We start from the raw sequence: 13223 nt of genomic DNA, 5'->3' as shown, positions 1-13223 counted from the left end.
GCGTATCACCCTTACAAATGAATAAAATATCCATTTTTATATTATACAAAGAAATGCGCCGTATGTCAGTAATACAGCACATATTACAAGAAAAAAAGGAGGCGAGAACGCATCTCCCTCCTTTTTCGTATCCGTCAGTCTTTCGTGCCCCGGCAAATGCCCCGATCAGCATTGCGGAGGAACCGGAGAAAATGTTCAACTTCTTCCGAGCTGTCCAGCTCCTGTTCCATTTCGGCAATCGCCTGGCCTAAGTTCAAGCCGGAACGGTAGAGCAGGCGGAAGGCCTTTTTCAGCTCGCGCCGCACGTTTTCAGGAATCCCCGCGCGCGACAGGCCTACGCTGTTCAGGCCGATGCAGCGCGCCGGCTGGCCGTCGGCGATGACGAAGGGCGGGATATCCTGCACGACTTTGGCTAAGCCGCCGATCATGCTGTTTCTGCCGATCTTGACGAACTGATGCACGCCGGCGATGCCGCCGATAACGACGCGGTCTTCTACGACGACGTGGCCGGCCAGGCCGGCGCAGTTGCTCATGATGACGTTATTGCCGATAATGCAGTTATGGGCGACATGGGTGCACGCCTGGAACAGGCAGTCGTTGCCGATCCGCGTTTCCTCTTCTTCGCCCGTAGCGCGGCTGACCGTTACGAATTCGCGGAATACGGAGCGGTCGCCGATGATGACATAGCTTTTTTCGCCTTTAAATTTCAAATCCTGCGGTTCCGAGCCGATGGACGCGCTGGGGAAGAACCGGCAGTTCTTGCCGATTCTCGTCCAACCGTCGATCGTAACATGAGCCATAATTTCCGTGCCGTCGCCGATGACGACGTTCGGGCCAATCACGGCATAAGGGCCAATTTTTACGCCGGCGCCGATCTGCGCCGCCGGATCTATAACAGCCGTTGGATGTATTATGCTTTGCCGCATAGTTTCTTTTTCCTCGGTCATTCAAGTCACTCCTCGCGTTCCTGCCGCCGCCACAGCAGGAGCTTGTTTAAATTAATCCCTCTCTACGGTATATAGTCGTATGTCAAAAAGAAAAATATGCCCTCTTTTTCACTTTAAAAACAGCACATTTTATTTACCTATCTCCCATTTTCGCCGTTTTTCTCTTACATCCGACGAAAATGCAATAAAATTATTTCTTGCTGTTCTGACCCGGCATGAGAGCGAATAAGTATTCGCCTTCGGCGCAAAGGGTGTCGCCTACGTGGCACTGCGCTTTTACCTTGCCCATGCGGCCTTTGATCTTTTCAATATCGGCGCGCATGATGACCTGATCGCCCGGATGGACGGGGTGACGGAAGCGCAGCTTGTCGATGCCCGTAAAATACGGAATCAGGCCGCGGTTTTCTTCCGGATAGAGCAGCGTGACGCCGCCGACCTGGGCCATGGCTTCCGCCAGCAGCACGCCCGGCATAACCGGCTGGCCCGGGAAGTGGCCCTGGAAAAACAGTTCGTTGAACGTCGCGTTCTTAATGCCGATAGCGTATTTCATCGGTTCCAGCTCAATGATGCGGTCTACGAGCAGCATAGGATAGCGATGAGGCAAAATTTCCATAATATCCGTTACTTCCAAAATCATATGAATTCCTCCTTAATCTAATTCTTCCGCAATTTTATTCGTCAGAAGACTGTTCAATTTATGGCTTGATTTTACGGCAATGATATGCCCCTTCAGGGGACGCCCGATCATTGCCATGTCTCCGATGATATCCAGCACCTTATGGCGTACCAGCTCGTCGTCGACGCGAGGTACCGACAGGCATTCCTCCTTGTCGTATACGACGACGTTTTCCAGGGTGCCGCCCTTGCCTAATCCCAGCTTCTTCATCATTTCCAGCTCTTCCGTAAAGGCGATGGTGCGGGCGTAGGCGATTTCCTTCACATAGGACTCCTTGGTGATTTCCGCGTCGAAAAACTGCACGCCCAGCAGCGGATGGGGGTTGATGGACGTAAAGGTGATGCGGAAGCCGTCGTACGGCACGATGGCGATGAACTTATCGTCTTCCTGCACGAGATGCTGCCGGCGCACGACCAATTCCCGCCGCGGCTCGTCCAGCTCCTTCACGCCGGCCTGTTCGATAAGTTCGACGAAATTCAGGCTGCTGCCGTCCGCTACGGGCGGCTCTGCCGAATCCATTTCTATGATGCAGTTATCTATTTGCAATCCGTTCAACGCCGACAATACATGCTCTACCGTAAACACCTTCGCTTCGCCGTCTTCCAGCGTCGTCGCCCGCATCGTATTGGTCACATTGGACAAATGGGCCTTTACGGACGGACGGCCCGGCAAGTCGGTACGGATGAATACAATGCCTGTATTAGCCGGAGCAGGGCACAGCACCATGTGGACTTCCTCGGCCGCGTGCAGGCCGATACCGCTGTACGATACGGACTTCGCCAAGGTAGTTTGCGCCACATTAGACATAAATATGCCCTCCTTTCTCTTGTTAGAAATAACATAGTTTCCCATACTAAATTATTATACATTATTTACAGGGGACTTGCCAATACTCGCAGCCGCAGAAATCGCGCCGATCCGCCCTCGCTGCCCCACATTTCTGCCTCCGTATTGCCTCGTCCGGCCCGACTTATGGTATAATAAGGAATCATGGAGGTATTATGAAGAAAAAATTACTGCTCGTCTTTTTGCTGGCCTTCGCCGCCTGCAGCTCCTGGAATCTGATTGCCGACTTCATTTCCGGCCCGGATACGGGAGGCCGCACGGAACGTTCCGCGCCGGCATCGTTTATATCGTCCTGGCTGACGCCGCTGAAACCGCTGGAAGAAAAGGCTTACGTCTATCTCCACTTTGAAGAGGCCATGGATGCCAAGATGGCCCGTATTCCCATGTACGTGTCCATCAACATCGTACCGCAGTCCCTGCGCCAGGCCGTCATCGCCACGGAGGACCGGCGGTTTTACAGCCACGGGGCCATCGACCCTATCGGCATCATCCGCGCCGCCGCAGTCAACCTCTATTCCGGCGAAACCGTAGAAGGCGGCAGCACCATCAGCCAGCAGGTCGTCAAAAACGTATTCCTGTCCCACGAACGAACGCTGAGCCGCAAGGTGCAGGAAGTCATACTGGCCTTTCTGCTGGAGCACTACTACAGCAAGGACGACATATTGGAAATTTATCTGAATACGGCTTATTTTGGCGCCAACGCCACGGGCCTCTACGAAGCGTGCCGTACCTATTACGGCATCGGCCCCGACGAGCTGCGCCTGTCCCAGTCGTCTATGCTGGCCGGACTGCTGCAGGCTCCGACCTATTATAATCCCCTGGAACACTACGACGCCGCCCGCAAGCGGCAGCAAGTCGTCCTGGCTCTCATGGCCGAGCAAGGCTATATCTCTGCCAGCCAGGCCACGCAGGCCTATCGCGACGACCTGGGACTCAGCGGAGACGGCAGCGAAACAAATTAATCCAACATCAAAAGAGCCTGGCGCATCGGCGCCGGGCTCTTTTACGTTCCCGCAGGACGGTCAGTCTTCTTTTTTATTGGTCAAATAATAGGAAATGCGGCTCAGGCCGATGGACAGGTCTTCGCGGAATACGAAGATATTGTCCGGCACGGTGAGGCGCAGGGGCGCGAAGGAAAAAATCCCCTGAATGCCCGCTTCCACCATTTGATCCGCCACCTGCTGCGCGACGGCGGCAGGCGTCGTAATGATGCCGATTTGAATGCCTTCCTTCCGGATGACGTCCTTCATGTCGGCAATAGGCGTGACGACGACGCCGCCGACGTTCTGTCCGATAATCCGGTGGTCGACGTCAAACAGGCCGGCCGTACGGAATCCCAGGCGTCCGAAGGTCTTATAGTTAGCCAAGGCCCAGCCCAGATGGCCGATGCCGGCAATGCCGATTTTCCAATGCTGCTGCAGCCCGATGATTTCCACGATCTGCTGACACAGCTCGCTGACGTAATACCCTACGCCTTTCTTTCCAAACGCGCCGAAACACGTCAAATCCTTGCGGATCTGTTCCGGCGTAATGCCCAGCCGTTCACCTAATTTCTCGGACGATATAATATCAATCCCTGCATCTTGCAATAACAATAAATCTCTGTAATACAAGGGCAATCTTTCGATGACGGCATCTGATATAGCCTTTTTTTGTCTCATAGAAAAATCCTCCCAAAATTCAATCTATTCTTTTCAGCTATAACACGCCATTATAATTCTTTATAACACCCATACGAATATTATATATCATTGTGAATTATTTCGCAAACTTTTTTTCTTATTTTTTTGAATATCAATGAACATATTAGAAAATATGCCGCATAGCAGCCAAAAAGTAAGTGAAATTTGGGTACTAAATAAATCATAATCTCCTAACCCGCATACGGCCTGCGATATGACGGCGGCGCTCATCGTCATGGCCGCGGCCCGGTCGAAATGGGACAAACCGCCGCGCCGCAAAACCTTCAGTCCGTACCACCCGCAGCCCAGGAAAAACCACAGGAAGAAGAAAAATCCTGCCAGCCCCGTCTCCGCCGCAATGTTGAAAAACATATTGTGAGCGTGATAAATCGTAATGCCGGCCTGCTGAATAAACTCGTTGTACACGGGATACATATACTTAAAAGCTCCCCAGCCGATGCCCAAGACGGGATGGTCTCCCAGCATTTCCAGCGCGCCGTTCCACATGTCCAGGCGCATGGATACAGACGTATCGGCTTCGCTGTACGAAAAAATCGACATAAGCCGGTTCGTTACGCCGCCGCGGTAAAACAGCAGCACCGGCGGCACGAGGAGAAACAACGACCACAGCCGCTTGTCCCAGACAAAGCCGAAGAACAGCACCAGCGCCGCCGCGCTGAGCCATGCGCCGCGGGAATACGTCAGGATCAGGCACAGGGACAAGGCGGCAAATAAGCCGACGTACAGCCAGCGGTGCGACCGATGGCCGGTGCAGATAGTCATCGAAGCCGCAGCCCCCATGACCATGAGGAGAAATGCCGACAGCAAGTTGGGATTGTACAGCGTCGAATACATGCGGCGCTGCAGGAGGGGAAAGGCCGAGTTATCGACCCACGCCGCCTCTCCCAGCGTCAGCATGTGGGCATACTGGTATAAGCCGTACAGGCAGACCACGGCGGCGCTGACGAACAGCCCCGTCAGCAGCAGATGGCGCTCGGCCTGGCCGCGTACGAAGAAGATGACCAGCATATACAACAAGGCGTATTGCACGATGGTAAAACAATAAAAGGCAAATCCCATCAGCCCGTGAGGCGAGCCGACGAGGGACAGCAGGGCCGCAAAGCAAAAGCCTGCCGCCGGCACGAGCAGGGGAATGGACGGTGCCGGGCCGAATCCGTATTTCCAGCCGCAGCAGGCGGCAAAGACGACGGCCAGGGCCAGGCATATCTCCATGGCGATGAGATTGACCGGCATAAAAAAGACAGTCCCCAGAAGGGCATACACCACGCGGAGGCGTGCCCGTTCTGCGGGACTGCTCATCTTATATTGATTCATCACGGGGTTCATGATATCGCTCCTTTGCCTTGTATTATACTAAAAATAACACAAGGGGTCTAGAGCGCTCCGGCCTGGGCCGGACAAAATCCTCCCTTATTCCTGCCGGTAATGCTTCCGCAAATACCGCCGCACGTCGCCCTGGATATACAGGGAACCGACGATGCACAGGACCTCTCCGTCCTTCACGGAGGCAAAGGCCTTGTCCAACCCGGCGTCCAAAGAGTCCGCCCAGTCGGCGCGGCACGGCAGCAGGGCCGCCATCTGCCGCGGATCCGCCGTCCGCGGCGTCGGAGCCGGCGCGCAGACGACGTAATCGTCTTCATGGAACAATTCCTGCACCATGTGGGTGTAGTCCTTATCGGCCAGTACGGAGAAGAGAAATACTCTCTTCCGCGTGCCGAAGACGTCGTCGTAGGTCTTGCAGAACGTATCTATGCCGGCCGGGTTGTGGGCTCCGTCGATGACGACGTCCACGCCGCCGCAGCGCAGCACCTGAAACCGTCCCGGCCATTGTACCTGCGACAGGCCTTGTTCCAAAGCCGTGCGGGTCAGCCGCTTTTCACGGCTGGCAATGAGCAGCAGGGCCATGACGGCGGCGGCGCAGTTAACGCGCTGGTGCTTGCCCACGAGGGGAATCGTCGCCGTAATATCGCGGCCGTACCGCTCTCTCACCGTCACCATCTGCCCGACGGACGGATCGGCCGGCCCGGCGTTGCCTACGACGTCGAAGCTGCGGTCCAAAGCGTAGAGGCGGCTCTTCATTTCATAAGCCTTGCGGGCGATGACCGACAAGGCCGGTTCTTCCGCCGTCGTCACGACGGGCACGCCTTCCTTGATGATGCCGGCCTTCTGGACGGCGATTTCTTCTATCGTATTGCCGCAGTACTTCATGTGGTCCATCGCCACGTTGGTGATGACCGATACTTCCGGCACGACGACATTCGTCGAATCGAGAAGGCCGCCTAAGCCCACTTCGACGACGGCGTATTCCACGCCGACCTTGGCAAAGTGCCAGAAGGCCGCCGCCGTAATCATTTCAAATTCCGTCGGCCGTTCCACGCCGTCGGCTACCATAGCTTCCACGGCCTGGGACACGACGTCTACGGCTTCGGCGAAGGCCTCCCGGCTGATGTCTTCCCCGTCGACGTGGATTCGCTCCGTATAGTCTTCCAGATGGGGCGACGTGTACCGGCCCGTCCGGATGCCGGCACAGCACAGGGCGCTGGCGATCATAGCCGTAACGGAACCCTTGCCATTCGTCCCCGTCACATGGACGGTCTTATATTTCATCTGGGGATTGTCCAGGCGCTTCAGGAGTTCCCGAATGCGCCCGAGCCCCATTTGGATGCCGAATTGGCTGGCATGTTCCAAATAATATATCGCTTCTTCGTAGGTCATACTATGCCTTCTTTTAGAGTTTTGCCAAATCTTCCAGACGCTTCGTAAGGGCGGCCATCTTTTCCGTGTAATCGGCTAACTTGGCCTTTTCCTTTTCTACGACGTCTGCCGGCGCCTTGGCTAAGAAGCCCTGGTTGGACAGCTTCTTGTTGAGGCGTTCGATTTCTTTGGCCATTTTTTCCTGTTCCTTGTGGACGCGGGCCGTTTCTTTTTCGACGTCGATCAAATCCTTGAGCTGGAGATATACTTCAATGCCCGGCACGACCGTCACGACGGCGTTTTCCGGCTTCGCTTCGCCCGGAGCCAGCAAGGTTACGTGGTCGGCGAAGGCCAGCGTATGGAAGTACGTTTCGTAGGTCTTCAAGGTCTTGGCCATATCGTCCGTCGCAGGAGCCATGATGACCGGAGCCTTCTTGCCCATGGGCACGTTCGATTCGGCGCGCATGTTGCGGATGCCCTTGATCGCTTCCATGAGCGTATTCATCGTCGCGGCGTCGGCAGCGAAATCCCACTGGGACTGAGCCTGCGGCCACGGCGCTACGATGAGGCTTTCCCCTTCGTGCGGCAGGTGCTGCCACAGGTGCTCCGTAACAAAAGGCATGAAGGGATGGAGCATTTCCAGCGTGTGCGTCAGGACGTATACGAGGACGTACTGTACGGTCCGCTTGCTCCGTTCGTCGTCGGACTTGTACAGGCGCTGCTTCGCCAGCTCGATGTACCAGTCGCAGTAGGAGTTCCAAATGAAGTTGTATACGGCGTCGGCAGCGTCGCCCAATTCGAAGTTGTCGAAATCAGCCGTCACCTTGCGGACCGTGTCGTTGAAGGAGGTCAAAATCCAGCGGTCGGCCAGGGTCAAGTCCGATTCTTCGGGCACGAAGGTTTCGTCGTAATCCGTCAAGTTCATGATGACGAATTTGGAAGCATTCCAAATCTTATTGGCAAAGTTGCGGTTCGCTTCGACCCGTTCCATGTAGAACCGCATGTCGTTGCCCGGCGTATTGCCCGTCACGAGGGTAAAGCGCAGGGCGTCGGCGCCGTACTCTTCGCATACACCCAAGGGATCGATGCCGTTGCCCAGGGACTTGCTCATCTTGCGGCCCTGGCTGTCGCGGACGAGGCCGTGGATGAATACGTGGCGGAACGGGACGTCCTTCATGAATTCGCACGTCGTAAACATCATGCGGGCTACCCAGAAGAAGATGATGTCGTAGCCCGTGACGAGGACGCTCGTCGGGAAGAACTGCTTAATGTCTTCCGTCGTGTCGGGCCAGCCCATCGTCGAGAAGGGCCACAGGGCCGAGCTGAACCACGTATCGAGGACGTCCGGGTCCTGATGGATATGCTTGCTGTGGCAGTGCGGGCATTCCGTCAAATCAGTGCGGCTGACCGACGTTTCGCCGCAGTCGTCGCAGTACCAGGCCGGAATCTGATGGCCCCACCAGAGCTGGCGGGAAATGCACCAGTCGTGGACGTCTTCCAGCCAGTGATTATAGGTCTTGACGAAGCGGTCCGGCACAAACTGCGTTTCCTTATCGGCAACGGCTTTCAAGGCAGCCGTCGTGAGAGGCTTCATCTTGACGAACCACTGCTTCGTCGAGAACGGTTCGACCGTCGTCTTGCAGCGCGAGCAGTGGCCGACGGCGTGATTCAATTCTTCGACGTGATCCAGCAGGCCCAGTTCTTCCAAATCGGCGACGACGGCCTTGCGGCAGTCTTCGCGGGTCATGCCTTCGTACTTCGCGCCGGCTTCGGCATTCATCGTGCCGTCGAGGTTCATGATCATAATGGATTCCAGGTTGTGGCGCTGGCCCATTTCAAAGTCGTTCGGGTCGTGGGCCGGCGTAATTTTTACGGCGCCAGTACCGAATCCAATGTCGACGTAGTCGTCGGCAATGACTTCGACTTCGCGGTTTACGAGAGGGATGACGACCTTCTTGCCAATAAACCGCTTCATCCGTTCGTCTTCAGGGTTTACGGCGACGGCCGTATCGCCCATGATCGTTTCAGGACGGGTCGTGGCAATCATGATGTAGTCGTCTTCGCCGACGACGGGGTATTTGACATACCACAAGTGGCCCTGTACGTCCGAATGGTCGACTTCGATGTCGCTCAAGGCCGTATGACACTGGGGGCACCAGTTCGTAATGCGCTGGCCCTGATAAATCAGGCCTTTTTCATAGAGAGACACGAATACTTCGCGGACGGCGCGGGCGCAGATATCGTCCATGGTAAAGCGCTTGCGGCTCCAGTCGCACGACGAGCCCAGGCGGCGAACCTGCTGTTCAATACGATTACCGTATTGTTCCTTCCAGGCCCATACGCGTTTCAAAAATTCTTCGCGGCCAATATCGTAGCGCGTTTTGCCTTCTTCCTTAGCCAGCTGCTGTTCTACCTTTACCTGCGTCGCGATGCCGGCATGGTCCGTCCCCGGAATCCAGGCAACGTTATAGCCTTCCATGCGCTTAAACCGGATGAGAATATCCTGCAGCGTATTGTCCAGGGCATGGCCCATGTGCAGCTGCCCCGTTACGTTCGGCGGCGGCATGACGATGCTGAAGGGCTTTCTCGACGGATCGGCGTCCTGATGAAAATACCCGTTTTGTTCCCAGAAATCATACCATTTCATTTCAATGTCGTTCGGCGAATACGTTCCTAAGCTTTCCTTGTTCCACTTCATTGCAAACCCTCCTGTGACCATAAAAAAGAGCGCCCCTTCGTCCTAAGATTCCTTAGGACGAAAGAACGCTGTATCTTCCGCGGTACCACCTAAATTGCCCCGGCTCGGCCGAAGCCCCTTCATCATGCAAATAACGGCTGCAATCCGGGCAGGCCTTTCCTCCTGCCGGCTCACGGGTGACGCGCCGCCCTTGCTATGAGTGCCTTCGCACCAATCCGGCACCTCTCTGCCATAGCGCCATGCAGCTTCTTCCGCTCATCGCTTTTGTGTTGATAAATATTCTAACAAGTTTACAAAGTCTTGTCAATGATTTTTCCATCGTCCTCTTTTAATTAAATGCCCTATTTGATAAATAATTTACTTCGGTTCATGGGCTGTACATAAAAATTACTGATATTTGACCAGTCGAAAGACGTTCCTTGCAATTTCCAAGGGCCAGTCCCAACTGATGCCTCGACTCTTTCACACAAGCAGAGCAGATTACCTGCTTTCCCTTCCTTGTATTCAAAAAGGATAAACTATTCCCTGCGGCAATATCTGCAAAGAATAATTTATCCCTATGAAATCAGCGTTACTGAAAACACATCAAATGTCTGATATATTACATCTTCCCCTGCTTAAACAAGGTAATCATTTCCATCGTCAGGCTGGCCTGCTCCGGGTCGTCCGGCAGGTCGCGCCGTTCTACCCATTGGGCCGTCGCCAGCTCGTTGTGGTCGACGCGCAGGGTTTCGTCGCCGTCCAGGTCGCAGAAAAAACCGAACAAGAGGGTGTCGGTGAAGCACCAGGGCTGGCTCTTATAGAAATGCAGGTTCTTAACCTTGACGCCTACTTCTTCCATGACTTCGCGATGGACGGTCTGTTCAATCGTTTCTCCCACCTCGGCAAAGCCAGCGATAAGAGCGGCCCGCGTATATTCCCGGCCGGCGTAGGTCGATACGAGAAGCTTATCTCCGTTGCGCACGGCAACGATGACAGCCGGGCAGATGCGCGGATAAATCATCGTATGGCAATGACCGCAGTACACCATGCGTTCAGCATCGCTGTGAGCCATCGGACGGCCGCACTGGCCGCAGAAGCGATGATTGCTGTACCAGTTGTGCAGAGACAGACCGGCCACGCCGGCAAAGGCCTGAAAGCGGGGCCGGGCGGCGCGCATGAAGTTGATGGATATATAGGCAAAGCCCTTGCCTTCAGGAATATCTTCCAAGGCTAAAAAATAATTGATGTCGTCTTCACGGAACAGCCAGCGAAAGCGTTCTGCCGGCACATCGGCCAAATCAGCGTAGGTCGGATAGGAAAAGGACTTGTCCTCTCCTTCCAGCCGCACTAAGACGGTCCGGCCCCGATAAGCGAGAATCACGCTGTCGTCCTGGACGGGGACAGGGCTGTATTCCGTATGGTATTGATGAGGCGCTATGTCTTGTATCATGGGAGAATCTGCGCTCCCTCGTTCCAGCATTTCAAGATATGGCCTTCCGAGTCGATGCCCCGTATCTTGAATTCGTTCATCATAGCTTCCATAATCGCCTGTTCGTTTTCTACGGCAAAGGCGATGAGCGTCGAGCCGGAGCCGCTGATCGTCGCACCCAGGGCGCCGGCGTCTTCGGCTGCTTTCAGGACAGACTCTCCGCCGGGAATGAGGCCGATGCGGTACGGCACGTGGAGCTTATCCTGCAGGCCGTATTGCAGCCGGTCGTACTGCTTCGTGACGAGGGACGAGACGAGGAAGCTGACGCGGCTCACGTTGAACACGGCGTCCTTATAGGCGATTTCCTTAGGCAGAACGGCGCGGGCGTCTTCCGTAAATACTTCCACGTCGGGAGATACGGTAATGAAGGATAAATCATCTCCGACAGGCACGACGTTGGTCATGGTCTTGCCGCCGTCCATAATAGAAATCGTCAGGCCTCCCAGCAAGGCCGGCGCGACGTTGTCCGGATGACCTTCGATTTCCGTAGCCAGGGACAGCATGTCTTCCCTGCTCATCTTGGAGCCCGTCAAGGCGTCGCCGATGAGGATGCCGCCGATAATGGCCGACGAGCTGCTGCCCATGCCCCGTCCCGGCGGGATGCGGTTGACGAGCTTCACTGCGCCGCCTTTAGGCAGGGCCCCGCCGTTGTATGCGGCGGCCCGTTCCATAGCCTGGCCGACCATATTATCGGCAAAGGTTTCGGGAATTTCACCCTTTCCCAAGCCTTCGATTTCTACGGAAATAAACTCTTTATCATCTTCTGTAAAATATATTTCGTTGAAATAGTTGAGAGCGATGCCGACGGCGTCGAATCCCGAACCGAGATTCGCCGATGTGGCCGGCACCTGCACGTGCAGTGTTCTTGTCGTCATAATTATACCTCGATAACGCGGATCGCATTGGCAATCTTGCGGACGCAGGCCAGCTCTTCAATTTCCTTCAAGGATTGGTTCACCAAGCCGGCTGCCGAGCTGTCGATCAAGATGACGATTTCGGCGATTTCCGTCGTCTCATCTTTCTGGATCAAAGAGCGGATACTGATTTTATGCTGCGCCAAGACAGCGGAAATGCTGGACAATACGCCGGGCGCATTGTCTACGACCATGCGCAGGTAATAAGGTGCGCAAATCGAGTCCTGCGGCTTCAGCTTCGGGTCGTGCCATACGAAATCGCGGCTGCCTGTAATGTTGATGTTGCAGTGGAGAATGACGTTCATGACGTCGCTGACGACGGCGCTGGCCGTCGGAAGGGACCCTGCGCCCTGACCGTAGAACATGACGTCGCCTACGCAGTTGCCGCGGACGTATACGGCATTATACGCGCCGCCGACATTGGCCAGCGGGTGTCCCTTGCGGATAAAGGCCGGATGGACGTTCAAGGATATGCCGTCCCCATCCTGGCGGGCGATAGCCAGCAGCTTAATGACATAGCCCATTTCCCGGGCATGCTGAATGTCTTCCTGGGCGATGTTTTCAATCCCTTCGACGGATACGTCGTTGAAGGTAAGAGCCGAATGGAAGCCCAGCGTAGCCAATATGGCGATTTTACGTCCTGCATCGTAGCCGCTGACGTCGTTTGTCGGGTCTGCTTCAGCGTAGCCCTTTTCCTGAGCTTCCTTCAGCGCCGTTTCATAGGACATGCCCGTATCGGTCATATTCGACAAAATATAGTTTGTCGTGCCGTTCATGATGCCGATGATTTCTTCCATCGTATTGCTGTTGAGAGAAGAGTACATAGGCCGCACGATGGGAATCCCGCCGGCGACGCTGGCTTCAAACTGGAAGTCTACGTTGCATTCCTTAGCCATCTTCAGCAAAGGCATACCATAGTCGGCAATGAGGTCCTTGTTGGCGCTGACTACGCTCTTGCCTTTTTTGAAGCACTGCTCAATGCAGTCCTTGGCAAAATCAGCACTGCCCATGACTTCAACGACAATCTCTATTTCGTCATCGTTGACGATATCGGCAAAGTCCGTCGTAAGCAAAATATCGCCGGGCAATTCCATCTGTTCATATTTCGGCATATCCCGAATCAAGACGCGCTTAATCGTAATTTCCGTATCGAGCTGTTCTTCAATCAGCGGGCCGTTCATGGCCAGCAAATCGATGACGCCTTTTCCAACGGTACCGCACCCCAATAATGCAATCGACACTTTTTTCATAATAATCCCCCTTCTGAATCTTGT

At 54.9% G+C, this 13223-nt stretch carries 11 protein-coding genes; 1 reads left to right on the top strand and 10 read right to left on the bottom strand.

All coding sequences use genetic code 11. The annotated features are described in order from the left end of the window. Positions 1-134: 134 nt before the first annotated feature. The 3 genes from lpxA to lpxC form a co-directional block, all read right to left on the bottom strand. Positions 135-947: an acyl-ACP--UDP-N-acetylglucosamine O-acyltransferase gene (gene lpxA / locus OCV58_RS05185; RefSeq protein WP_087477696.1), complete on the bottom strand. Its 813-nt coding sequence runs from the start codon at positions 945-947 to the stop codon at positions 135-137. A 190-nt stretch (positions 948-1137) separates the two neighbouring features. Continuing rightward, positions 1138-1584, bottom strand: a complete 447-nt coding sequence (fabZ, locus tag OCV58_RS05180) for a 3-hydroxyacyl-ACP dehydratase FabZ (protein ID WP_087477695.1) — start codon at positions 1582-1584, stop codon at positions 1138-1140. A gap of 12 nt (positions 1585-1596) precedes the next feature. Continuing rightward, entirely contained in the window at positions 1597-2430 is an 834-nt protein-coding gene (gene lpxC, locus OCV58_RS05175) for a UDP-3-O-acyl-N-acetylglucosamine deacetylase (RefSeq protein WP_087477694.1), read from the bottom strand. A 194-nt stretch (positions 2431-2624) separates the two neighbouring features. On the opposite strand from lpxC, the gene OCV58_RS05170 reads away from it, so the two are divergent. Further along, positions 2625-3431 carry a transglycosylase domain-containing protein gene (locus OCV58_RS05170; protein ID WP_154877158.1) on the top strand — a complete coding sequence of 269 codons (807 nt, stop codon included), beginning with the start codon at positions 2625-2627 and terminating at the stop codon, positions 3429-3431. 60 nt (positions 3432-3491) lie between these two features. Here OCV58_RS05170 and OCV58_RS05165 read toward each other — a convergent pair whose 3' ends face one another. The 7 genes from OCV58_RS05165 to OCV58_RS05135 all read right to left on the bottom strand — a co-directional run bounded on the left by OCV58_RS05165 (position 3492) and on the right by OCV58_RS05135 (position 13199). Next, positions 3492-4130, bottom strand: coding sequence for a redox-sensing transcriptional repressor Rex (locus tag OCV58_RS05165; RefSeq protein WP_087477692.1), 639 nt, complete (start codon positions 4128-4130; stop codon positions 3492-3494). Between the two features lie 87 nt (positions 4131-4217). Then, complete coding sequence (locus OCV58_RS05160) at positions 4218-5498, bottom strand: O-antigen ligase family protein (protein ID WP_267312800.1); 1281 nt, start codon at positions 5496-5498, stop codon at positions 4218-4220. 84 nt (positions 5499-5582) lie between these two features. After that, positions 5583-6887, bottom strand: a complete 1305-nt coding sequence (locus OCV58_RS05155; protein ID WP_267312799.1) for a bifunctional folylpolyglutamate synthase/dihydrofolate synthase — start codon at positions 6885-6887, stop codon at positions 5583-5585. 13 nt (positions 6888-6900) lie between these two features. Further along, a complete protein-coding gene (locus OCV58_RS05150) occupies positions 6901-9564 on the bottom strand; it encodes a valine--tRNA ligase (RefSeq protein ID WP_154877157.1) in 2664 nt (887 codons plus the stop codon). Between the two features lie 601 nt (positions 9565-10165). Continuing rightward, a complete protein-coding gene (nudC, locus tag OCV58_RS05145) occupies positions 10166-10996 on the bottom strand; it encodes an NAD(+) diphosphatase (protein WP_154877156.1) in 831 nt (276 codons plus the stop codon). Then, entirely contained in the window at positions 10993-11910 is a 918-nt protein-coding gene (thrB, locus tag OCV58_RS05140; RefSeq protein WP_095629130.1) for a homoserine kinase, read from the bottom strand. The genes nudC and thrB overlap by 4 nt, the downstream gene beginning before the upstream one ends. A 2-nt stretch (positions 11911-11912) precedes the next feature. Then, complete coding sequence (locus OCV58_RS05135) at positions 11913-13199, bottom strand: homoserine dehydrogenase (protein WP_154877155.1); 1287 nt, start codon at positions 13197-13199, stop codon at positions 11913-11915. Positions 13200-13223: the final 24 nt, after the last annotated feature.

It is taken from the genome of Megasphaera stantonii, assembly GCF_025567065.1.
Classification (GTDB): Bacteria; Bacillota; Negativicutes; order Veillonellales; family Megasphaeraceae; genus Megasphaera; species Megasphaera stantonii.
The sequence above is the reverse complement of the archived record's forward strand: the minus strand, read 5'-3'. Positions and strand labels throughout refer to the sequence as shown.